Here is a 20,916-nt window from a genome sequence, read left to right on the forward strand (position 1 = left end):
GAAGATCATGAAGGCTCTCGTCTATGCGGGTCCCGGAAACATGAGTTGGCGCGACGTACCACAGCCGGTCATCCAGCATCCGACCGACGTCATCGTCAAGATGGAAGCGACCACGATCTGCGGCACCGACCTGCACATCCTGAAGGGAGACGTTCCCGAGGTCGAGTCGGGCCGCATCCTCGGCCACGAAGGCGTCGGTGTCATCACCGAGGTCGGGTCGGGAGTCACCAGACTCTCCGTCGGCGACCGCGTGATCGTGTCGTGCATCAGTTCCTGTGGGCGGTGCGAGAACTGCCGGGCCGGCCTGTACAGCCACTGTCTCGACGCGGAAGGCGCTGCCGGAATCGGGTGGATTCTCGGTCACCTGATCGATGGCACCCAGGCCGAGTACGTTCGTATCCCGTTCGGTGAGAACTCCCTCTACACAGTGCCCTCCGGAGTCAGTGACGCGGAGGCGGTGCTCCTGTCGGACATCCTGCCCACCGGATTCGAGATCGGTGTGCAGTACGGGCAGGTGAAGCCGGGCGATGTGGTCGCGGTCATCGGGTCAGGGCCGGTCGGACTTGCCGCGGTCATGACTTCGCGTCTCTACGGCCCTTCGAAGGTCATCGCCGTCGACGTCGATCGCGCCCGGTTGCGCCGGGCGTCCGATTTCGGGGCGACCGACACCGTCGACTCGACCGCTGACGACTGGAAGGAGCAGGTGCTCGCGCTGACGGACGGGGCGGGAGTGGATGTCGCGATCGAAGCTGTCGGAATGCCCCGCACCTTCACGATGGCGACCGAGATCGTGCGGCCCGGCGGCCACGTCGCCAATGTCGGAGTCCACGGAAGACCCGTCGACCTCGCCCTGAACCAGCTGTGGATCGCCAACATCACGATCTCCATGGGTCTGGTGAACACGAACACGCTCGGGATGCTGCTGAAACTGGTCGCCCAGCGGGCGCTGCCGGCGCGCGCCTTCGTCACCCACGAGTTCACCTTCGACCAGGTCGAGGCGGCGTACGACGTGTTCGCAAACGCGGCGGAGCACGACGCGCTCAAAGTCCTCATCCACGACGGGCCGCGCCTCCTCGAGGCAGCCTCCAGCACCGCAAACGCGCAGGACGCGGCCGAGAAGATCTACATCGACGGCATCGACCGGTTCACACACCCCGGCGAAGTCTTCAACTGACGGTCAGTACCCGGAGAACCGGGGTCACTTCTTCTCGGTCCAGGGCGCCGACGAGCGGGCGGACACAGCCGTCACGATCACCACGACGGCAAGCAGCAAGAGCGCTGCGAAGATCGGCCAGGGCGCAAGGCCCACGCGAATGAGCACCACGCCGATGAGGGCGCCGACGAACATGCTCGAGATCGAGACGAACCGTCGGCCGATCTTGCTGCTGGTGCCACCCGCCGCTTTGCTGTCTGCAGAGATTCCGGTGATCGTCAGCGTGAGCACTGTCGTAGTCAGGTCGGGAACGGCCAGCGCCCGTGCTGTCGCATTCTGCAAGCCCATGCCGACGCCCAGAAGGGCGATCAGAACGGCGATCCAGACGTTGTCATACGGGCGGGGGGCGACCAGCGCGACGACGAACGACGCTGCGAACATGACCGCCTGAATTGTCGTCGAGCCCAGCAGATGACGCCCGCGGTGACCTCCGAAGGTCGACTGGACGCGGCCGCCGATGAACGCTCCGACGCTGAAGGTGATGATCGCGAGGATCGAGGCCCACCAGACGAACCCGGGCAATCCACCCAGAGCAAAGGCGAGGAACACCACGTTCCCGGTCATGTTGGCGACGAAGACGTGGCCGAGCTCGATGTAGCTGAACGCATCCACGAGTCCTGTGACGACGGTGAGGAGCACGAGAAGCAGCGGCAGCGGGCCGTGCGGGTTGCCTCGCGGGACCGCGATCGCGCGCCAGCTATCCATGAAACGCCCGCTCATCGCGCTGTTCCTTCCGTGATGCGGGTCCGTCGGTGCAGCACGAGGTACGTACCGGCCGCGCCCACGATGCCGGCGAGCGTGGCAGCGATCGAGACGCCGGTGACCCAGAATCCGGACAACCCGAAGGCGCCGTCCAGGGAGAGCAAGCCGGGTCCTGTCCACGCCACGGCGACACCGAGCGCGGTCAGGAACAGAGGGTATTCGTACCCCCCGTTCTGCGACCAGAAGCCGTGACCGAGTTTCACGATGGTTGCGATGCCCATCACGGCGATGACCCCGGCGGACGCCAGCGGCGTCAGCAGCCCCGCCACGAGGGCGACGCCCGCGGTGATCTGCGTGCTCGAAGCGATGAACGCGGTCACCTTTCCGCCGACGAACCCGTCCGCGCGGAATTCGGCGCTGGACGCTTCCAGTCCGCCGCCACCCCAGAGGTGCGTCGCCTTTTGGATGCCGTGCGTGGCGACGAACGCACCCAGCACGACACGAAGTATGAGAAGCCCAATGGCCATCCTGATCGACCCTTCCGTCTCCTCCATCATCGGGTCGTCACGGCTATGCGTCCAACAGCGAGATCAGCTAGTGATCATCTCTTTCGCTTATCGTTCGAGGCCGTCCAGCCGGTCCAGTCCGTCGAGCCCGTCAAGGAAGTCGAGGAAGCGGCGCCCCGCGGCAGAGATCCGTGCCGGATCGAAGACAACGGACACCGGATGCACGGCCAGGGGATCCCGCAGCTCGAAGACGCAATAGTCCCCTTCCACATCGGCGGCGTCGGCTGCAGCGTGAATGGTGAGGGCGTGCGGCACGATGGCGACGCCCAGGCCCATCGCGGCGAAACGCACCATGTCCGTCACCTGGGACATTTCGAAGACGGAGGAGGGCTCGATCCCCGCGCGCTTCAGCGCTTCGTCGACGTGTAGCCGGATGCCCGTACCCGGAGCGAAATTGATGAGCGGACCGAACTTGAGGGCCTGCCGCAACGTCAGTGGTCCGACGAGCTTGCGCGAGACGTCCGCGTCGATCACGGCGACCAGCGGATCGGTGGCGATCAGTCGCGCCTCAAGCCCTTCCGGCAGTTCGTCAGGGCTGACACCGACCACCGCCACATCGAGCAGCCCATGCTGGAGGCCGTCGACCATCTCCGTAGAGGGCTGGTTGACGATCGAGATCTCGATCTCGGGATGGGCTTCGTGGAACCGGCTGATCGGGCGCACGACGTCGATCGGGCTGGCCGAAGTCTGGATCAGGCCGAGGTTCAGATGTCCTTTCTCCAATCCGAGGTGTGAGCGCATCTCCGCCTGTGCACGAGCGGCATCGGCGACGATGCGGCGGGCGTGAGGCAACAGGAGCTCACCGGCCGGGGTCAGCTCCACGCTGTGACTGGTGCGCACGAACAAGCGGGTCCCGAGCTCCTTTTCGAGCCTGCTCACCTGCTGGCTCAGAGCGGACTGTGCGACGAAGCTCTGTTCGGCCGCTCGCGTGAAGTTCTTCTGGTCTGCGACGGCGAGAAAGTATCGAAGGTGGCGTAGTTCCATGATGTGTCTATCGTTGTTTGCGATTGGTATTAGACAGGTTACATCTTGGACTTATACCTGTCACGCGTTCTATCTTCCTCGTATACGCCTCTCCCGAGGCTCGAAACAAGAGGAATACAGATGGCAACACAATCAATGCCGGTCGGAGGAATGCGTCCGGTCGACAGCGCGGGAACCGGTGCAGACCTGGTCGTGCGCAACGCGAAGATCTACACGGGAGACCCCGCCCACCCTGCCGCGACCGCCGTGGCGATCAAGGACGGCGTCTTCGTCGCCGTCGGTGGAGACGCTCAGGTGGCCCGCCACATCCGCTCGAACACCCGCATCATCGACGCGCTCAACCGGCGGGCCATTCCCGGCCTGAACGACTCCCACACGCACGTGATCCGCGGTGGGAACAACTACTTGATGGAGCTGCGCTGGGACGGAGTCCGCTCGCTCCGCCGCGCCCTCCAGATGCTGCGCGAACAGGCCGGCCGCACCCCGAAGGGCCAGTGGGTCCGGGTGGTCGGCGGCTGGACCCCTGAGCAATTCGCGGAGAAGCGGCTCCCCACGCTGAAGGAGCTCAATGCCGCAGCCCCCGACACCCCGGTGTTCGTCATGCACCTGTACCAGTCGGCGCTGATGAACAAGGCGGCCCTCACAGCGGTCGGCTACACGCGCGAGTCTCCCAACCCTCCCGGCGGCGAGATCGTGCGCGACCGCTCCGGGGAACCGACGGGTCTCCTCCTGGCGGCTCCAGGCGCATCCCTTCTCTACTCGACGCTCTCCAAGGGCCCGATCCTCGGCGACGAGCAGAAGCTCGAATCCACGCGGCACTTCTTCCGCGAGCTGAACCGCTTCGGACTCACCAGCGCTATCGACGCTGCGGGTGGGTTCCAGGACTTCCCGGGCGATTACGGCACGGTCATGCAGCTGGCGCAGCGCGGCGAGTTGAGCATCCGAATCGCGTACCACCTCTTCCCGCAGACAGCCGGCCAGGAACTGGACGACCTTCGCCGCTGGATCGGGATGGTCAAGCCCGGCGACGGCGACCAGTGGCTCCGCGCGAACGGCGCTGGTGAGAACCTCGCTTGGAGTCCCGCCGACTTCGAGAACTTCGCGGAGCCTCGCCCGCAACTGCGCGAATCCGCCGCCGCGGACCTTGAGGCGGCAGCGCGCCTCCTCATCGAGAACGACTGGGGCTTCCGGCTTCACGCGACCTACGACGAGACGATCCGGCACGACCTGGACGTCTTCGAGAAGATCGCGAAGGACGCCGGCGGCACGCTGGGCGTTCCGTGGATGTTCGACCACGCGGAGACGATCAGCGACAACAGCATCGACCGCGTGAAGGCTCTCGGCGGAAACGTGGCCATCCAGAACCGGATGTACTTCCAGGGCGCCGCCTTCGAGAACCGCTACGGCAGGACAGCGACGGAATGGGCCCCTCCGGTGACCAAACTCCTCGCTGCCGGCCTGACCGTGGGTGCGGGGACGGATGCGACACGCGTTTCGTCCTACAACCCGTGGCTGTCGCTGCACTGGCTGACCACGGGAACGGATATCGGTGGGTCGCAGCTGTACAGCCGCGAGAACATCGTGGATCGGGCGACAGCGCTCGAGCTGTACACCGTCGCAGGTGCGAAGCTCTCCGGCGAGGCGGATCAGAAAGGCACGATCGAAGTCGGCAAGTACGCCGATCTGGCCATCCTCTCGGCCGACTACTTCACGGTGGCCGACTCCGCCATCCCGGACATCGAGGCTGAGCTCACGATCGCCGGCGGCCGGATCGTCTACGCCTCGGACGAGTACGAGGGACAGGACGATTTCCTCGAGGCTCCGTCGATCGAATGGAGCCCCGTCGCGCACTTCGGTGGATACCAGGGCACGCCGTCCGGCGTGCGACAGGCGAACGGATTCGTGGAGGCCTCAGCCGACGCCGCCGAGCAGCGCGCCTGGCGCGAACGGCGGGGAGAGCACGTGCACCTGCACTCGCACGACCCGCTCGAGGACCACTGACCGTGGACGTCCTTATCGCGTTCTCGGCGGGAGCGCTCGTCGGAGTGCTCTACGCGCTGCTGAAAGTCGCGGCCCCCGCTCCGCCGGTCATCGCGCTCTTCGGCCTGCTCGGCATGTGGGCGAGCCAGTCTCTCCTCGGAGGGCTGCTGTGAGCATCCGACGCGTGCTTCGCGCCAGCGCCGTTTCGCTCGGCGCCGGGATCGTGATGGGCGTCGTCTACTGGGCCATCCACGTCCAGTCGCCTGCCCCGGGGCCGATCGCCCTGGTCGGGCTTCTGGGAATGGTGGCCGGCCAATGGGTGGCGCGCCGGGTCCGTCAACGCCTCACGTCGAGGCGCGAGCGCCGCACGACGATCGCAAACTGATCGAACTCAGGTCTTCAATCGGTTTTGCCGATCGGCACAGGATGCGTTCGCTATCGCCCGCACCTTGTTCCGGACCTGAACGAGTGACACCATTTCTAACTGCAAATCAATGCAAACGCATGGATTTCTTTCATGCGAACCCAGCACACACAATGTGTCTCCAGCAACAAAGGAAACAGGGAATGACCGAGTTCAATCTTGACAACGTGAAGGCCGCCCCCAGCGAGGATCTCATCACCCCCGAGAACAGCGTCTTCCTCTTCGTCGACCACCAGCCGCAGATGTTCTTCGGCGTCGGCAGCGGCGACCGCCAGTCGATCATCAACGGCACGGTGGCCCTGGCCAAGGCGGCGAAGGCGTTCAACGTCCCCACCGTCCTCACGACCGTCGCCGCCCAGAGCTTCTCCGGAAACCTGCTCCCGGCACTCCGCGACGTCTTCCCCGACGACGAGATCATCGACCGCACGACCATGAACGCGTGGGAGGACCAGAACGTGGTCGACGCGATCAAGGCCACCGGACGCCGCAAGATCGTCATCTCCGGTCTCTGGACCGAGGTATGCCTTGTCCTTCCCGTCCTGTCCGCTCTCGCACAGGGCTACGAGATCTACGTCGTCGCCGATGCGTCGGGTGGCGTGACCGCTGAAGCGCACGAGCACGCCCTCCTGCGCATGGTCAACGCCGGCGCCGTTCCCGTCACCTGGCTCCAGATCCTTCTCGAGCTCCAGCGCGACTGGGCACGCGGGGAGACCTACGTCGCCGTGACGGACATCGTCAAGGCCCACGGTGGCGCCTATGGCCTCGGCCTGCACTACGCCGGCGACTTCCTCGGCGGCCACGCCGGCTAGCCGAAGGACAGCACATCACCGGAACGCCCGGCTGGGAATCTCCAGCCGGGCGTTCGGCGTAGGTGCACAAGACTGCGCCAACGGCAACCCCTAACCCTGACGCGCCGGGGTGTCGCAGACTCTCCCTATGTCACATTCGAAAAAATCCTCCGGGCCGCTGGTCAAGCGCATGCCGAAAAAGGTGTACGAGGCCGAGCTCGAGAAGCTGCAGATCGAACTGGTCGGGATGCAGCAGTGGGTCATCGAGACCGGCTCGCGGGTCGTCGTCATCTTCGAAGGCCGGGATGCCGCCGGCAAAGGCGGCGCGATCAAACGGATCATGCAGTACCTCAACCCTCGCTCCGCGAGAGTGGTCGCGCTTCCCACCCCGAACAAGCGCGAGAAAGGCCAGTGGTACTTCCAGCGGTACATCCAGCACCTGCCGACCAAGGGCGAGATCGTGCTGATGGATCGCTCCTGGTACAACCGCGCGGGTGTCGAACACGTCCTCGGTTACTGCACCCCCGAGCAGTACAAGCGGTTCCTGCACCAGGTCCCGACCTTCGAGCGGATGCTCGTAGAAGACGGCATCATCCTGGTCAAGTACTGGTTCTCGGTCTCCGACGAGGTGCAGGAGGAGCGGTTCCACTCCCGGCTGAACGATCCGATGCGCCGCTGGAAGCTCTCAGAGACCGACCTCTTCTCGATCACCAAGTGGGAGGACTACTCCGACGCGAAGGACGCGATGTTCGAGGCGACCGATCATGCGGACGCGCGCTGGTGGACGATCGAGAGCGACGACAAGCGGGCCGCACGTATCAACTCGATCCACCATCTGCTCAGCCAGATCCCCTACGAGCCGCGCGAGCCGGAGCCCGTGAAGATACCGAAACGGCCCGGCGCCGACAACGAGGACCGACCGCCGAAGGCCGAGTTCGAGTACGTCCCCGACCACGCCGCTGCCGTGACGAAGAAGGCTGACAAGAAGTCGTAGCCGATGAGGCTACAGTGACGCTCATGACCAATGAGACACCCATCGCCTATACCGCGCTCGAGAAGGGAGTCCCGGTGCTGAGCGCCGATGGCACCCGGATCGGTACCGTCGAGCACGTGCTTCAGGACAGCAGGATCGACCTGTTCGACGGCATCGCGATCACGACGGAAGCTGGGGTGCGCTTCGTCGACGCCGACCGCGTCGAACGCATCACGACTGCCGCCGTCCACACCACGCTGACCGATGCCGATGTCGCTGCCCTGCCTGAGCCGCAGGGTACCGAGGTGTTCGAGGCTGACCCCGCCGAGTTCCAGGGCAACGGGCTGAGCGCCTGGTGGGGTCGCATGTTCATGCGCGAGCACTGGATGCGCGACAAGGAATAGGTGCACGACCGATCCCGTCGATTGTCTACGCTGGCGGAATGAGCGAAACGCCGACACCCAGCCGCTTTCGCATCCGCTGGGGCTGGTTCATTGCATGCATTCTGCTGGGCCTCGCCGCCATCGTGATCGGGTGGCTGGTGATACCGGCCGCCGCGGGTCGGAGCTACCTCGCCGGCGTGCTGGCCAACGTCGGCACGACGTTGCTGCTGGTGGGAATCGTGGTGCTGCTGGAGCGACGGATCGTCGACAACGCGGCACGCTTGGTCCGCAGGGCGAACGAGCAGACGAATGAGGCGATCCGAGTCCAGATTCAGGATCTGGAGCGACGACTGGCCACGGAATGGGAGACTGCGACGCCCGAGAACATGGGCGAGAAGAAGGCCGAGACCACGCGGCTCACCGACGAATTCACGAAGCGGATCGTCGATCAGGCCAGAAACGTCGATCACGCACCGCACGAGGAGTGACCGTGGCCAAGGCAGCCTCGTCAGTACGAGCCTGGATCGGGACGATCGCCTTCCTCTTCCTCGCTCCCGGCATCGTCGCGGGCCTCATTCCGTGGCTCATCACCGGCTGGCGGTGGCACGACTGGGGTGAGGCGACCTGGATCGTCGTGTCGATCGCCTGGGTCGCGATCGTGGTGGGAGTGGCATTCCTCTTGTATGCCTTCGCGCTGTTCGCCCTGCACCAGGGAACACCCGCTCCGGTCGCCCCGACCGCGACACTCGTCGTGACCGGGGTCTACCGCTTCGTACGCAATCCGATGTACCTCGCAGTGCTGGCAATCATCCTCGGCCAGGCGCTCCTCTTCGGTTCGTGGGGGCTCGTGCTCTACGCCGCGATCGTCCTGGCCGCCGTTGTCACGTTCGTGAAGCTCTACGAGGAGCCGACCCTGACGGAAACGTACGGCGAGCAGTATCTCGAGTACCGGCGCAACGTCCCGGGGTGGTGGCCGCGAATCACACCATGGCGGCCGTGACTACAGTTGGCCCATGACGACAGCGCGACTCTCGGCGTGGGCGGTGGCGGGCATCCCCGAAGTCGCCGCGGGCGACGACCTGGCACTGCTCATCGGCGACGCACTTGCCGCCTGCGAACCCGACGACCAGCCACGGGCCGGCGACATCGTCGTCGTGACCAGCAAGATCGTATCGAAGGCCGAGGGCCGCTTCGTGCAGGCGGATGATCGCGAGCAGGCGATCACGGATGAGACGGTGCGCGTCGTGGCGACCCGGGTCACCGGCGACCACATCACCCGTATCGTCGAGAACCGTCTCGGCATCGTGGGCGCAGCAGCAGGGGTGGATGCGAGCAACACGCCCGAAGGCACGGTTCTGCTGCTGCCGCTGGATCCGGATGCGTCGGCCGCCGCCATCTGCGCGGCGCTTCGGGAGCGGTTCGGCGTCGAGCTCGGCGTGATCGTGTCCGACACGCTGGGTCGCGCGTGGCGCATCGGCCAGACCGATGTCGCGATCGGGGCGGCGGGTGTGCTGGTCACGGACGACCTGCGGGGGTCGACGGATGCGCACGGCCGGCCTCTCGGGGTGACCCAACCGGTCGTCGCCGACGAGATCGCCGCGCTCACCGACCTCGTGAAGGGAAAGTCGAGCGGGCTCCCGGTTGCGGTGGTGCGCGGGCTGGGCCGCTACGTCACCGGCCTGGACGCTCCGGGAGCCCGAACGCTGGTGCGCACCGGTCCGACAGACATGTTCCGCCTGGGCACTGATGAGGCGCTCGCCGAAGGGTACGCGCGCGGTTTCGAGGCGGGGCGGGCATCCGAGTGACCGAGTGGGTGGTGGTGGTGCCGTTCAAAGGCGCGGCGGATGCGAAAAGCAGGCTCTCCGGATCGTTCGACAACTCCTCGCGTGCGGCGCTCGCGCTCGCGTTCCTGGTCGACACCGTCAGCGCCGTGCGCGCCGTGCCCGACGTGTCGAGCGTGCTCGTCGTCTCGAACGAGCAGGGGCTCGCCGCGGACCTCGCGGCCGCGGGACAGACGCCCGGCCGCGCCGATGTGGAGCCGCTGGTGATCGCCGATCCGGGTGGCGGGATCAATGCCGCCATCGCCGCGGGTCTCGCTCTGGCCCGCGCATCCGCCCCCGGCACCTGGGCGGCTGCCCTCACCGGCGACCTCGCTGCCCTGCGTCCGTCCGACCTCGTGGAGGCTTTCGCACTCGCTGAAGCTGCAGCGTCGACCGGCGCACGCCGCACGTTCGTGCATGACCGCGAAGGTTCCGGAACCACGATGGTCGCCTTCGCTCCCGGCGCGGAATCCCCCACGCAGTTCGGTGTCGGATCGTCCGCCGCGCACACGAGCGCGGGCTACCGTCCGCTGGCGGTTCCGGCCGAGTCGTCGCTGCGGCTCGACATCGACGACGCCGACGACCTCGAGCGCGCCCGACTCCTCGGCCTCGGGGAAGCGACGCAAACCGCACTGGACGAACAGGTCACGCCGCGTTCATCCGATCCCGCCAGGCCACCAGTTCCCGCGCCTGGCGCAGGTCGAGGTCGAGCCCGCTGATCCCGAGCGTGAAGAGCCGCGCACCCAGCTCGTACTGCGCCTCGACAGGCTCGAGCGAGCCGATCGTACCGTCGTGGGTGCGTTTCACGCCGGTCGAGATCTCGATCTCGGACATGTCGCGACCGACGCGATCACACCACTCCTGAAGCACACCGAGCTTGCGCTCCAGGGTCTCGACATCACTGAAGCTGTGCCAGGTATCGGCGTACTGGGCCACAATCCGCAGCGTCTTCTTCTCGCCTCCGCCGCCGATGAGCACAGGGATCGACCGGGTCGGAGCCGGATTCAGCCTGTCCCACCGGGACTTGATTCGCGGGAGCGCTTCGGAGAGCGCGTCGAGGCGGAGGCCGGGTGTGCCGAACGTGTAGCCGTAAGCGTCGTAGTCGCGTTCGAACCAGCCGGAGCCGATGCCGAGGATGAGGCGCCCGGTGTCACCTCCGTGCGCACTGATGTGGTCGACCGTGCGGGCCATGTCGGCGAGCAGGTCCGGATTCCGGTACGAGTTGCAGGTGACGAGGGCGCCGATCTGGATGCGGCTGGTCTGCTCGGCCCAGGCGGCGAGCATCGTCCAGCATTCGAAGTGCAGGCCCTCCGAGTCGCCTGACAACGGGTAGAAGTGGTCCCAGTTGAAGGCGATGTCGACGCCGAGGTCTTCGATTGCGGCGACGGTGTCGCGCAGCTGCGCATACGTCGCGTGCTGCGGCGCGAGCTGGACGCCGATGCGTACGGGGCGGTCGGTCATGATGTTCCTCCAAGGTCGGCGATGGTTTGTCGGTCGAGTGATTCCGGATAGGCAGCCCGGAACCCAGCGGTCTGGAGCGCGGTGGCCGCGATCGCGGCAGTCGTCGGGACATCGTGCATCCAGAGCGGATGCGCCGAGGCGCGGATGCCGGCCGCCTGCAGGTCTGCGACGACTCCCGCATCCGTCTCGTCGACGAGCCAGCCGTCGAGGATGCCGCCCACCGACCGCGAACCGTACAGGAGGCCGACGCCGAGGGCGGTCGACTCGACCCCGACGATGTCGAGGCACCGGTCGGCCATACCGCGTACGACCCTCCCGCCGATGATCGGCGACACCCCGACCACGCGGGCGTCGGTGTCGCGCAGCGCATCGCGCACACCCGGGATGGCGAGGATCGTGCCGATCGAGACGACCGGATTCGACGGCGGGATGATGACGACCTCGGCGTCGCGGATCGCCTCCACCACACCGGGTGCCGCCTCTGCGTGCTCGAGGCCGACCTGCACGAACTCGGTGGCCGGAGCGGCCGCGCGGTAACGCACCCACCACTCCTCGAAGTGGATGAGGTCGCCTGCGCGGTGCTCGTCGATGTCGGCTGCGAGCCGCACGTTCGTCTCGACAGCGTTGTCGCTCATGGGGAGCAGCCGGACGCCCGGCTGCCAGCGCCGCGCGAGGATCTCCGTGGCCTCGCTCAGCGTTCGGCCGGAGCGGAGCAGGTCGGTGCGCACGATGTGGGTACCGAGGTCGAGGTCGCCGAGCGTGAACCAGTCCCAGCCGGCGCCGTAGGCCGCGATCTCGCCGGACGTACGGCGCGTCTCGTCGGCGCGACCCCAGCCCTGGTCTTCGGCGACGCCTCCGCCGAGCGTGTACATGATCGTGTCGAGGTCGGGGCAGATGCGCAGGCCGGTCAACCACATGTCGTCCCCGGTGTTCGCGATCACGGTGACCGGCACCGTGGAGCCTGGGCCGTCAGTGGAACGTTGTTCTTCGGCGAGGTACCCGAGCAGTCCGCGGATGAACCGGGCGCCTCCGACACCGCCGGCCAGGACGGTGATGCCCGTCATCGGGCGAGCGCCGTGCCGTGTCGTTCGCGGAGGCGCGGCAGGATCTCGGCGCCGTACAGCTCGATGAACCGCGCCTGGTCGGTGCCCGGGCCGTGGAACACGAGATGCCGGAAGCCGAGGTCGATGTACTCCTCGATGCGCCGGACGTGCTCATCCGGGTCGGCTCCGACGATCCAGCGTGAGGCCGCGCGTTCGATCGGTAACGCGTCGGCCAGGCGTTGCATCTCACGCGGGTCGTCGACACTCATCTTCTCTTCGGGGGTGAGCGCGAGAGCCGCCCAGTGGCGGGTGTCCTGCAGTGCGCGTTCGGGGTCGGGATCGAACGAGACCTTCATCTCGATGAGCGTGTCGACGTCGTCCCGGCTGCGGCCGGCCTTCTCGATGCCTTCTTCGAGTGCGGGCAGGAGCGTCTCGGTGTAGAGGGCGCGTTCCTTGCCCGAGGTGGTGATGTAGCCGGAGGCGATCCGGCCGGCGAGCCGGGTCGCGGCGGGTCCGGATGCTCCGATGTAGATCGGGACCTCGGCGTCCGGCTTGTCGTAGATGGTCGCGTTGGCGGTGCGGTAGAACTCGCCGTCGAACGTCACGTCGTCTTCCGACCACAGCTTCTGGATGAGTGTCACGGCTTCTTTGAGTCGCGCGAACCGTTCCTTGATCTCGGGCCATTCGATGCCGAGCACGACTTCGTTGATCGCCTCACCGGTGCCGACCCCGAGAACGACCCGGCCAGGAAACAGCGAGCCGAGCGTCGCGAAGTCCTGGGCGACGACGGCCGGGTGGTAGCGGAACGACGGGGTCAGCACGGAGGTGCCGATCAGGATGCGCTCCGTGCTCGCTCCGAGAGCACCCAGCCACGGGATCGCCGCGGGAGCGTGGCCGCCCTCGTGGTTGAACGGCTGGAAATGGTCGGAGACGAAGACCGAGTCGAAGCCCACCTTCTCGGCGAGCACGCCGAAGCTCAGAAGGTCGGTCGGGCCGAACTGTTCCGCGGAGGCCTTGTAGCCGAGGCGCAGGGGGATGGGCACGGTGGTTTCTCCTCAGGTGGTGGTCAGTCGTGACGGTGTGGATGGGCTCAACGAGAAGGGGTCCATCGAAAATGTGCCGTTGTGTTCACGGAAGGTGTGGGCGTAGCCGGGCCAGAGCAGGGTGAGTCGGCCGGTACGTCCGTCGCGGTACCAGCTCTCGCATCCGCCGGTCATCCACACGGTCGTCGCGGCCAGCTCGTCGATGAGTGCGGTGTACTCGTCTTCGGCCTGACGGGTCACGTCGAGCACGAGGTCCGGGTCGGCCTCGAGGTGGTCGAGTGCGCCGAGGATGTAGTCGAGCTGGGTCTCGATCATGTAGATCGCCGAGTTGTGTCCGAGCCCGGCGTTGGGGCCGTTGACGACGAACAGGTTCGGGAATCCGCTGACGACGGTCGACGCGTATGCGGTCATGCCTCCGGCCCAGTGCTGGGCCAGCAGTTCACCGCCGACGCCACGGACGATCCGGGCATACGGCTGCTGAGCCGCGTGGAACCCCGTGGCGAAGACCACGGCGTCGACGTCGTGCTCCGCGCCGTTGGCGGTGACCAGGGTGTTGCCCGTCACTGCGGCGAGCGCCGACGCTTCGACACTCACGGTCGGGCGGGTCAGTGCCGGGTAGTACTCGCTCGAGATGAGCACACGCTTGCAGCCGATCTCGTAGTGCGGGGTGAGCTTCGCGCGCAGCCCGAGGTCGGGCACCTGCGTCGCGAGGTGGTCGAGCGCACGGTGACGCGCCGCCTCGACCGCCTCCGGAACGCCCGCACGCTGGGCGAAGGCCTCCTCCGCGGTCCAGAACAGCGTCGACCGGAGACGCGCCATCCGCTCGGGGTCGTGCGCGAAGTGCTCCTGCTCGTCTTCGGTGTACTGGTGCTCGTCGCGCGGGATGACGTAGGGCGCGCTCCGCTGGAGGACCACCAGTTCGCGCGCGACCTCTGCGAGTCGCGGGACGAGCTGGATGGCCGAAGCTCCCGACCCGACCACCGCCACGCGTTTGCCGCTCAGCTCGGCGTCGTGATCCCACCGCGCCGCGTGGAACATCGGGCCATGGAACGTGTCGAGCCCCGGAACATCCGGGATGCGCGGTTCGGTCAGCCGACCGCAGGCGAGAACGAGCGTACGCGCCGTGAACGTACCGCGGCTCGTGCGAAGTTCCCAGCGCGAACGGGGGTCGTCCCAGGTCATCGCCTGAACATCCGTGCCGAGCCGCAGGTGGTCGCCGAGCCCCTCCTCGTTCGCACCGGCCTCGAGGTAGTCGCGGATCTCGGCGCCGCCCGAGAAGAACGACGACCAGCGCGGATTCGGCCGGAACGACCAGGAGTACAGGTGCGACGGCACGTCGCAGGCCACTCCGGGATAGGTATTGTCACGCCAGGTGCCGCCGACCGCGTTCGCGCGTTCGAAGATCAGGAACGAGCTCACCCCCTGGCGCTTCAGGCGGATGCCGAGGCCGAGGCCCGCGAAGCCCGCGCCCACGATCGCCACGTCGAGTTCGGTCATCGGCGCACCGCGCGCTTGCGCTCATCCGTCGGATCTCCGTAGGTCGTCGTGCGCTGGCGCACGGGCCGCGAGAGAGCGTGGGCGATGCGGTCGACATCGGCCGGAAGCAGTTCGTGCCCGTATTCGACCCCGGCTTCGGGCAGGACGCGTCCGTCGAAGAGGGTGCCACCCAGGTCGTCGGCTCCGCTCTGGAGCATCAGCGCGGCCTCCGCGAACCCGAGGCGCGTCCACGGCGCCTGGATGTGGTCGATGTGCCCGTGCAGCATGAGGCGGGCCACCGCGTGGACCCGGCGATGCTCGTCCGACTCTCGGCCGGCCGGTCCGGCCCGCAAGCCGATCGCAGGCATGGGCACGAACTCGGTGAAGCCGCCCGTCGAACGCTGCAGTTCGATCAGCCGGCGCAGGTGCCCGACCCGGTCGGCGGCGGATTCGCCGTTGCCGTAGACCATGACCGACGTCGAACGGAACCCCGCCCGGTGCGCCGCCGTGATGATGGCGATCCAGCGGTCGACGGGGAGGTCGCCCGGCGCGACCCGCAGTCGTACCGCGTCGTCGAGGATCTTGACGCCCGTTCCCGGCACGGTATCCACACCGGCCTCGCGAAGGGCCGCGAGGTAGTCGGTGTCGTCGAGCCCGAGTCGTGCGGCGCCGTCGGCGATGTCGGCCGGGCGGAACGCGTGCACGTGCAGCTGCGGCCGGGTGGCTTTCACGACACGGGCCAACTGCAGGTAAGAGTCGGCGGGCAGCGCCTCCGTGATCAGACCCTGGACGCAGAGCTCGGTTGCGCCGAGAACCCAGGCGTCGTCGACGAGTTCTGCCAGCGTCTCGAAGGTGAGGGCCGAGCGATCCGGAGCGTCGCCGCGGTCGGTCCAGGGCAGGTCGGTCGAGGTGAGGTTGGTCGAGGTGACATTGCGATTCACGACGAAGCTGATCGCCTCGCCCACCGTGTAGCGGCGCAGGTCGTTGGCGAGTCCCGCCAGCGCGTCGAGGTCGTCGCTTTCAGCGCCCATCAAGTCCGCATACTCGCGATCGGTGAGTGCCGCCGGCGACGATGCGGCGCGGGAGAGCGCCGCCCGCACCGGCGACGTGTGGACGGCCACCGTCCGGCCCCGCGCCGGCCAGTCGCTGCGTGTGCTCTGCAGCGCCGGCTGGGCGCCGTCGTCGGCGGGAGCGCTCAACAGATCGTCGGGGGCCCGTCGCGGAATCGCGCGAGCACCCTCGTCGGCGAGCATGGTCGAGAGGTCGACGAGGGCATCCACGCGCGGACGCACGGCGGCGTCGATCCACTGGTCGGCATCCCGGATGTACGGCGGATGCACCGTCAGCCGCTCCGTCAGGCGGAAGCCCTCGCGCCGGGTGAGTTCGGCCAGCTCGACGATCTGCGGCCATGGACGCTCCGGGTTCACGTGGTCGGCGGTCAGCGGGCTCACCCCGCCCCAGTCGTCGGCTCCCGCGCGCAGGAGCAGGCCGAGCTCGCTCGCATCGGAGAGGTTCGGTGGCACCTGGATGCGCGCATCCGCCCCCATGACCAGACGCGCGGCCGCCACCGTCGCCGCGTACTCGAGCACGCCGAGGTCGTCGTCGTTCTGCATGGCCGTCGCCGGCTTGGAGCGGAAGTTCTGGACGATGATCTCCTGCAGGTGGCCGAAGCGATCGTGGATGTCCCGCAAGGCAACAAGGGATTCCGCGCGTTCGCGAACCGTCTCGCCGATCCCGACCAGGAGGCCCGTGGTCAGGGGCACCCGCGCGCGCCCCGCATCCTCCAGCACCCGCAGCCGCACCGCCGGGTTCTTGTCGGGCGACCCGAAGTGCACCTCGCCCTTCTCGGCCCACAGCCGGTGCGAGGTCGTCTCGAGCATCATGCCCATCGACGGGGCCACCGGGCGGAGCCAGGCCAGCTCCTCGGCGGTCATCACGCCCGGGTTGAGGTGCGGGAGCAGTCCGGTCTCGTCGAGCACGAGCTGCGCCATCTCGCGCACGTAGTGCAGTGTCGACTCGTAGCCGTGCTCGTCGAGCCAGGCGCGTGCATCCGGCCAGCGGTCCTCCGGCCGGTCGCCGAGCGTGAACAGCGCCTCTTTGCAGCCCATCGAGGCCCCGAGCCGGGCGACGTCGAGGATCTGTTCGGGCGACATGTAGAGCGGCTTGCCCTTGGTCGCCAGCTTCCCCGGGGTGTCGACGAAGATGCAGTAGTGGCAGCGATCGCGGCAGAGTGTCGTGATCGGCAGGAACACCTTCTTCGAAAAGGTGATCACACCGGGGCGGCCCGCACGGGCCAGCCCCTCGTCGCGCAGGCGGGCGGATGCGTCGAGCAAGTGCTCGAGGTCGGCACCGGTCGCGCAAACCAGGGTTTCGGCCTCGTCGACCGTGAGCCGCTCGCCCCCGAGGGCGCGGTCGATCGCGGTCTGGAGATCCCCTGCGAGCGTCCCGCCATCCATTGCGTCAGGGTACCTCTCGAAGGTGTCGAATGTGTTGCTCGTTCGGGATGATCCCCTTGCTCGATTGCGCAAAAGATGCGGGTCTTGGGCGAGCCGGCCCGCATTTTTTGCATAGTCACGGATGCGTTCGCTGCTCGATTTCGCAGAGGGCGGCCATTGCGCGCACGAGTCCGAGGCAGTAGTCATAGAGGACATCAGCGAAGTGTTCCAACCCACCCGGAGGCAGCACATGGCAATCGTTCGAGCAGCAATCACCCAGACGACGTGGACGGGCGACAAAGAGTCCATGCTCGCCAAGCATGAGCGGTTCGCGCGGGATGCCGCTGCAGACGGCGCACAGGTGATCTGCTTCCAGGAACTGTTCTACGGGCCGTACTTCGGCATCACCGAGGATGCGAAGTACTACGACTACGCAGAACCGGCTGACGGCCCGATCGTCCAGCGGTTCGCTGCGCTCGCCAAAGAGCTGAACCTCGTCATGATCCTCCCCATCTATGAAGAGGACATGCCGGGGGTGTACTACAACACCGCGGTCGTAGTCGACGCCGACGGCACGATCCTCGGCAAGTACCGGAAACACCACCTGCCGAACCTCGACAAGTTCTGGGAGAAGTTCTACTTCCGCCCCGGCAATCTCGGCTACCCGGTGTTCAAGACGGCGGTCGGGCCCATCGGCGTCTACATCTGCTACGACCGGCACTTCCCCGAAGGCTGGCGGGAGCTCGGCCTGAACGGTGCCGAGATCGTGTTCAACCCGAACGCGACGAAACCCGGCCTGTCGAACCGTCTGTGGGAACTCGAGCAGCCCGCCGCCGCAGCCGCCAACGGCTACTTCGTCGCTGCCCCGAACCGGGTGGGCAGGGAGGACAACGAGTACGGCGACCTGGCCGTCACCTTCTACGGCATGAGCCAGTTCGTCGATCCGCAGGGAAACGTGGTCGGCGGATACGGCAGTGGCGAACACGAGGAGGTCGTCATCCGCGACCTCGACCTCGACATGGTGCGAGAGGTGCGCAACGCCTGGCAGTTCTACCGGGACCGCCGCCCCGAGTCGTACACCTCCATCCCGAAGCCCTGAGGAGCGCACAATGACCACCACCCTCATCACCGGCGGCACCGTGGTCTCGGCCACCGGTCGTGGCCTCGCCGACGTGCTCATCGACGGAGAGACGATCGCCGCCGTGCTGCAGCCGGGTTCCGTGCTGCTCGGGACGGACCTCGCGGCATCCGTCGACCGCGTGATCGACGCCACCGGCCGGTACGTGATCCCTGGCGGCATCGACGCGCACACCCACTTCGAACTGCCGTTCGGCGGGACGGAGGCGAGCGACACCTTCGAGACGGGAACCCGGGCTGCGGCGTGGGGCGGCACCACGTCGGTCATCGACTTCGCGGTGCAGACGTACGGTACGCGCATCCAGGACGGCCTCGCGAAGTGGCACGAGAAGGCCTCCGGCAACTGCGCGATCGACTACGGATTCCACCAGATCGTCGGCGACGTGACCGAGGACTCCCTCGCAGCCCTCCGCGCCCTGCCCGACGAAGGCGTCAGCAGTTTCAAGCTGTTCATGGCCTACCCCGGCGTCTTCTACTCGGACGACGCGCAGATCCTGAAGGCGATGCAGGTCTCGCGCGACACCGGGATGCTCACCATGATGCATGCGGAGAACGGCCCGGCCATCGACGTGCTCGCCGCCCAGCTCGTGGAGCAGGGCAAGACCGACCCGTATTACCACGGCATCGCGCGGGCCTGGCAAATGGAGGAGGAGGCGACCCACCGGGCGATCATGCTCGCCAACCTCACCGGCGCACCGCTCTACATCGTGCACGTCAGCGCGAAGCAGGCGGTCGAACAGGTCGCGTGGGCTCGGGACAAAGGACAGAACGTCTACGGCGAGACCTGCCCGCAGTACCTGTACCAGTCGCTCGAGGAGCAGCTCGGCGCATCCAGCCCGGAATGGGGTCGCTTCGAGGGCGCGAAGTGGGTCTGCTCGACGCCGCTGCGTTCACGGGCTGAGGGCCACCAGGACTCGATGTGGCAGGCGCTGCGCACCAACGACCTGCAGATGGTGTCGACCGACCACTGCCCGTTCTGCATGAAAGACCAGAAGGAGCTCGGCATCGGTGACTTCCGCAAGATCCCGAACGGCATCGGCTCGATCGAGCACCGCATGGACCTGATGTACCAGGGCGTTGTCACCGGTGAGCTGACGCTCGAACGCTGGGTGGAGCTCACGAGCACGACCCCGGCGCGTATGTTCGGGCTCTACGGCCGGAAAGGCGTCATCCAGCCGGGGGCGGACGCCGACATCGTGCTGTACGACCCGAACGGTCACACAAGCATCGGGCTCAACAAGACCCACCACATGAACATGGACTACTCGGCGTGGGAGGGCTTTGAGATCGACGGACATGTCGACACCGTGCTGAGCCGCGGCAAGGTCGTCGTCGACGACAACCAGTACCTCGGAACGAAAGGCGACGGGCGCTTCCTCAAGCGCGGCCTGTCGCAGTACCTGGCCTGATGAGCGACAGAAGCCTGATGAGCGACAGAAGCCTGATGAGCGAACAAGAACAGGGCCGCACGATGGACTTCGGCATCGTGCTCCAGCCCAACCCGCCCGCCTCGCGCACGATCCACCTGGCGAAGCTCGCCGAGCAGTACGGGTTCAGTCACGTGTGGACCTTCGATTCGCACCTGCTCTGGCAGGAGCCGTATGTGATCTACAGCCAGATCCTTGCGGAGACCCGGCGCGTCATGGTCGGGCCGATGGTGACCAACCCGGCCACCCGGGACTGGACGGTGACCGCATCCGTGTTCGCGACCCTGAACGAGATGTACGGCAACCGCACGATCGTCGGCATCGGGCGCGGCGATTCGGCGGTGCGCGTGATCAACGGCGCCCCAACGACGCTCGCCGAACTGCGGGAGGCGATCCACGTCATCCGCGAACTCGGCAACAGCCGGTCGGTCGACTACAAAGGGTCGACGCTGCAGTTCCCGTGGAGCAAGGGATCCGAACTCGACATCTGGGTCGCAGCCTACGGACCGCTCGCCCTCAAGCTGACCGGCGAGGTCGGCGACGGCTTCATCCTGCAGCTCGCGGATGTCGACATCGCCGAATGGATGATCGGAACGGTCCGGCAGGCGGCCGAGCGAGCCGGACGCGACCCGCAGTCGATCAAATTCTGCGTAGCGGCCCCGATGTACATCGGCGACGACTGGGAGCACATGCGCGAGCAGTGCCGCTGGTTCGGCGGGATGGTCGGCAACCATGTCGCCGACATCGTCGCCAAGTACGGCACGGATGGGGCGGTGCCGAAAGCGCTGACCGACTACATCGCGGGACGCCACGGTTACGACTACAACGAGCACGGCCGCGCGGGCAACACGCACGCCGACTTCGTGCCTGACGAGATCGTCGACCGGTTCTGCGTGCTCGGCACGGCGGACGACCACATCGCGAAGCTGAAACAGCTCGCCGAGCTCGGCGTCGACCAGTTCGCCGGCTACCTGCAGCACGACAACAAAGAGGAGACCCTCCGCGTCTACGGCGAGACGGTCATTCCTGCGCTCACCGAGCACATCCGCGCGAAAGGCTGA

Annotated in this window: 22 protein-coding genes; 14 read left to right on the forward strand and 8 right to left on the reverse strand. The window is 67.0% G+C overall.

The window, feature by feature from the left end; genetic code table 11:
- Positions 1-7 precede the first annotated feature (7 nt).
- The gene (locus G3T36_RS03975; protein WP_163288096.1) at positions 8-1,174 is read left to right on the forward strand and encodes a zinc-dependent alcohol dehydrogenase family protein; all 1,167 of its coding nucleotides are present in this window, start codon (positions 8-10) and stop codon (positions 1,172-1,174) included.
- A 24-nt stretch (positions 1,175-1,198) separates the two neighbouring features.
- On the opposite strand, the gene G3T36_RS03980 is transcribed toward G3T36_RS03975, so the two are convergent.
- From G3T36_RS03980 to G3T36_RS03990, 3 genes are all read right to left on the reverse strand, one after another.
- Complete coding sequence (locus G3T36_RS03980; RefSeq protein ID WP_193570855.1) at positions 1,199-1,933, reverse strand: YoaK family protein; 735 nt, start codon at positions 1,931-1,933, stop codon at positions 1,199-1,201.
- Positions 1,930-2,442, reverse strand: a complete 513-nt coding sequence (locus G3T36_RS03985; RefSeq protein ID WP_163288097.1) for a DoxX family protein — start codon at positions 2,440-2,442, stop codon at positions 1,930-1,932. Before G3T36_RS03985 ends, G3T36_RS03980 begins: the two co-directional genes overlap by 4 nt.
- An 87-nt stretch (positions 2,443-2,529) precedes the next feature.
- A complete protein-coding gene (locus G3T36_RS03990) occupies positions 2,530-3,465 on the reverse strand; it encodes a LysR family transcriptional regulator (protein ID WP_163288098.1) in 936 nt (311 codons plus the stop codon).
- 120 nt (positions 3,466-3,585) lie between these two features.
- Between G3T36_RS03990 and G3T36_RS03995 the strand changes: the two genes are divergently transcribed.
- From G3T36_RS03995 to cofC, 10 genes are all read left to right on the forward strand, one after another.
- Positions 3,586-5,466: an amidohydrolase gene (locus G3T36_RS03995; RefSeq protein WP_163288099.1), complete on the forward strand. Its 1,881-nt coding sequence runs from the start codon at positions 3,586-3,588 to the stop codon at positions 5,464-5,466.
- Positions 5,467-5,468: 2 nt separating this feature from the next.
- Positions 5,469-5,618 (forward strand): DUF1427 family protein, encoded by a 150-nt coding sequence (locus G3T36_RS19965; protein ID WP_205245000.1) that lies wholly within the window; start codon positions 5,469-5,471, stop codon positions 5,616-5,618.
- Positions 5,615-5,830: a DUF1427 family protein gene (locus G3T36_RS04005; protein ID WP_205245001.1), complete on the forward strand. Its 216-nt coding sequence runs from the start codon at positions 5,615-5,617 to the stop codon at positions 5,828-5,830. Before G3T36_RS19965 ends, G3T36_RS04005 begins: the two co-directional genes overlap by 4 nt.
- A 182-nt stretch (positions 5,831-6,012) precedes the next feature.
- Positions 6,013-6,678, forward strand: a complete 666-nt coding sequence (locus G3T36_RS04010) for a hydrolase (protein WP_163288100.1) — start codon at positions 6,013-6,015, stop codon at positions 6,676-6,678.
- A gap of 127 nt (positions 6,679-6,805) precedes the next feature.
- On the forward strand, positions 6,806-7,651 hold the full coding sequence (gene ppk2 / locus G3T36_RS04015; protein WP_240148244.1) for a polyphosphate kinase 2: 846 nt from the start codon (positions 6,806-6,808) through the stop codon (positions 7,649-7,651).
- A 23-nt stretch (positions 7,652-7,674) separates the two neighbouring features.
- Complete coding sequence (locus G3T36_RS04020) at positions 7,675-8,034, forward strand: DUF2171 domain-containing protein (RefSeq protein WP_163288101.1); 360 nt, start codon at positions 7,675-7,677, stop codon at positions 8,032-8,034.
- 38 nt (positions 8,035-8,072) lie between these two features.
- The gene (locus G3T36_RS19720; RefSeq protein WP_163288102.1) at positions 8,073-8,501 is read left to right on the forward strand and encodes a hypothetical protein; all 429 of its coding nucleotides are present in this window, start codon (positions 8,073-8,075) and stop codon (positions 8,499-8,501) included.
- Between the two features lie 2 nt (positions 8,502-8,503).
- Positions 8,504-9,013 carry a methyltransferase gene (locus G3T36_RS20110; protein WP_163288103.1) on the forward strand — a complete coding sequence of 170 codons (510 nt, stop codon included), beginning with the start codon at positions 8,504-8,506 and terminating at the stop codon, positions 9,011-9,013.
- 13 nt (positions 9,014-9,026) lie between these two features.
- Positions 9,027-9,818 (forward strand): coenzyme F420-0:L-glutamate ligase, encoded by a 792-nt coding sequence (cofE, locus tag G3T36_RS04035; RefSeq protein WP_163288104.1) that lies wholly within the window; start codon positions 9,027-9,029, stop codon positions 9,816-9,818.
- A complete protein-coding gene (gene cofC, locus G3T36_RS04040) occupies positions 9,815-10,552 on the forward strand; it encodes a 2-phospho-L-lactate guanylyltransferase (RefSeq protein WP_163288105.1) in 738 nt (245 codons plus the stop codon). The genes cofE and cofC overlap by 4 nt, the downstream gene beginning before the upstream one ends.
- Here cofC and G3T36_RS04045 read toward each other — a convergent pair.
- The 5 genes from G3T36_RS04045 to cofG are packed head-to-tail and all read right to left on the reverse strand — an operon-like array spanning position 10,479 to position 17,312.
- Entirely contained in the window at positions 10,479-11,294 is an 816-nt protein-coding gene (locus G3T36_RS04045; protein WP_163288106.1) for an LLM class F420-dependent oxidoreductase, read from the reverse strand. The two genes, cofC and G3T36_RS04045, sit on opposite strands and share 74 nt — an antisense overlap.
- Positions 11,291-12,358 (reverse strand): 2-phospho-L-lactate transferase, encoded by a 1,068-nt coding sequence (gene cofD / locus G3T36_RS04050; protein WP_163288107.1) that lies wholly within the window; start codon positions 12,356-12,358, stop codon positions 11,291-11,293. The genes G3T36_RS04045 and cofD overlap by 4 nt, the downstream gene beginning before the upstream one ends.
- Complete coding sequence (gene fgd, locus G3T36_RS04055; protein WP_163288108.1) at positions 12,355-13,380, reverse strand: glucose-6-phosphate dehydrogenase (coenzyme-F420); 1,026 nt, start codon at positions 13,378-13,380, stop codon at positions 12,355-12,357. Before fgd ends, cofD begins: the two co-directional genes overlap by 4 nt.
- Before the next feature lie 12 nt (positions 13,381-13,392).
- The gene (locus G3T36_RS04060; protein WP_163288109.1) at positions 13,393-14,877 is read right to left on the reverse strand and encodes a flavin-containing monooxygenase; all 1,485 of its coding nucleotides are present in this window, start codon (positions 14,875-14,877) and stop codon (positions 13,393-13,395) included.
- The gene (gene cofG / locus G3T36_RS04065) at positions 14,874-17,312 is read right to left on the reverse strand and encodes a 7,8-didemethyl-8-hydroxy-5-deazariboflavin synthase CofG (RefSeq protein ID WP_163288110.1); all 2,439 of its coding nucleotides are present in this window, start codon (positions 17,310-17,312) and stop codon (positions 14,874-14,876) included. Before cofG ends, G3T36_RS04060 begins: the two co-directional genes overlap by 4 nt.
- A 229-nt stretch (positions 17,313-17,541) precedes the next feature.
- Between cofG and G3T36_RS04070 the strand changes: the two genes are divergently transcribed.
- From G3T36_RS04070 to G3T36_RS04080, 3 genes are all read left to right on the forward strand, one after another.
- A complete protein-coding gene (locus G3T36_RS04070) occupies positions 17,542-18,390 on the forward strand; it encodes a nitrilase-related carbon-nitrogen hydrolase (protein WP_163288111.1) in 849 nt (282 codons plus the stop codon).
- A gap of 10 nt (positions 18,391-18,400) precedes the next feature.
- Positions 18,401-19,837 (forward strand): dihydropyrimidinase, encoded by a 1,437-nt coding sequence (hydA, locus tag G3T36_RS04075; protein ID WP_163288112.1) that lies wholly within the window; start codon positions 18,401-18,403, stop codon positions 19,835-19,837.
- Between the two features lie 62 nt (positions 19,838-19,899).
- Positions 19,900-20,916: a TIGR03842 family LLM class F420-dependent oxidoreductase gene (locus G3T36_RS04080; protein WP_163289063.1), complete on the forward strand. Its 1,017-nt coding sequence runs from the start codon at positions 19,900-19,902 to the stop codon at positions 20,914-20,916.

It is taken from the genome of Leifsonia tongyongensis (genome assembly GCF_010686705.1).
GTDB lineage: Bacteria > Actinomycetota > Actinomycetes > Actinomycetales > Microbacteriaceae > Diaminobutyricibacter > Diaminobutyricibacter tongyongensis.

Excerpts from the sequence above, each read along its gene's own strand:
- G3T36_RS03975 (WP_163288096.1), top strand. The coding sequence starts at position 8 with ATGAAGGCTCTCGTCTATGCGGGTCCCGGAAACATGAGTTGGCGCGAC.
- G3T36_RS03980 (WP_193570855.1), bottom strand. The coding sequence starts at position 1,933 with ATGAGCGGGCGTTTCATGGATAGCTGGCGCGCGATCGCGGTCCCGCGA.
- G3T36_RS03985 (WP_163288097.1), bottom strand. The coding sequence starts at position 2,442 with ATGGCCATTGGGCTTCTCATACTTCGTGTCGTGCTGGGTGCGTTCGTC.
- G3T36_RS03990 (WP_163288098.1), bottom strand. The coding sequence starts at position 3,465 with ATGGAACTACGCCACCTTCGATACTTTCTCGCCGTCGCAGACCAGAAG.
- G3T36_RS03995 (WP_163288099.1), top strand. The coding sequence starts at position 3,586 with ATGGCAACACAATCAATGCCGGTCGGAGGAATGCGTCCGGTCGACAGC.
- G3T36_RS04010 (WP_163288100.1), top strand. The coding sequence starts at position 6,013 with ATGACCGAGTTCAATCTTGACAACGTGAAGGCCGCCCCCAGCGAGGAT.
- ppk2 (WP_240148244.1), top strand. The coding sequence starts at position 6,806 with ATGTCACATTCGAAAAAATCCTCCGGGCCGCTGGTCAAGCGCATGCCG.
- G3T36_RS04020 (WP_163288101.1), top strand. The coding sequence starts at position 7,675 with ATGACCAATGAGACACCCATCGCCTATACCGCGCTCGAGAAGGGAGTC.
- G3T36_RS19720 (WP_163288102.1), top strand. The coding sequence starts at position 8,073 with ATGAGCGAAACGCCGACACCCAGCCGCTTTCGCATCCGCTGGGGCTGG.
- cofE (WP_163288104.1), top strand. The coding sequence starts at position 9,027 with ATGACGACAGCGCGACTCTCGGCGTGGGCGGTGGCGGGCATCCCCGAA.
- G3T36_RS04045 (WP_163288106.1), bottom strand. The coding sequence starts at position 11,294 with ATGACCGACCGCCCCGTACGCATCGGCGTCCAGCTCGCGCCGCAGCAC.
- cofD (WP_163288107.1), bottom strand. The coding sequence starts at position 12,358 with ATGACGGGCATCACCGTCCTGGCCGGCGGTGTCGGAGGCGCCCGGTTC.
- G3T36_RS04060 (WP_163288109.1), bottom strand. The coding sequence starts at position 14,877 with ATGACCGAACTCGACGTGGCGATCGTGGGCGCGGGCTTCGCGGGCCTC.
- cofG (WP_163288110.1), bottom strand. The coding sequence starts at position 17,312 with ATGGATGGCGGGACGCTCGCAGGGGATCTCCAGACCGCGATCGACCGC.
- G3T36_RS04070 (WP_163288111.1), top strand. The coding sequence starts at position 17,542 with ATGGCAATCGTTCGAGCAGCAATCACCCAGACGACGTGGACGGGCGAC.
- hydA (WP_163288112.1), top strand. The coding sequence starts at position 18,401 with ATGACCACCACCCTCATCACCGGCGGCACCGTGGTCTCGGCCACCGGT.
- G3T36_RS04080 (WP_163289063.1), top strand. The coding sequence starts at position 19,900 with ATGGACTTCGGCATCGTGCTCCAGCCCAACCCGCCCGCCTCGCGCACG.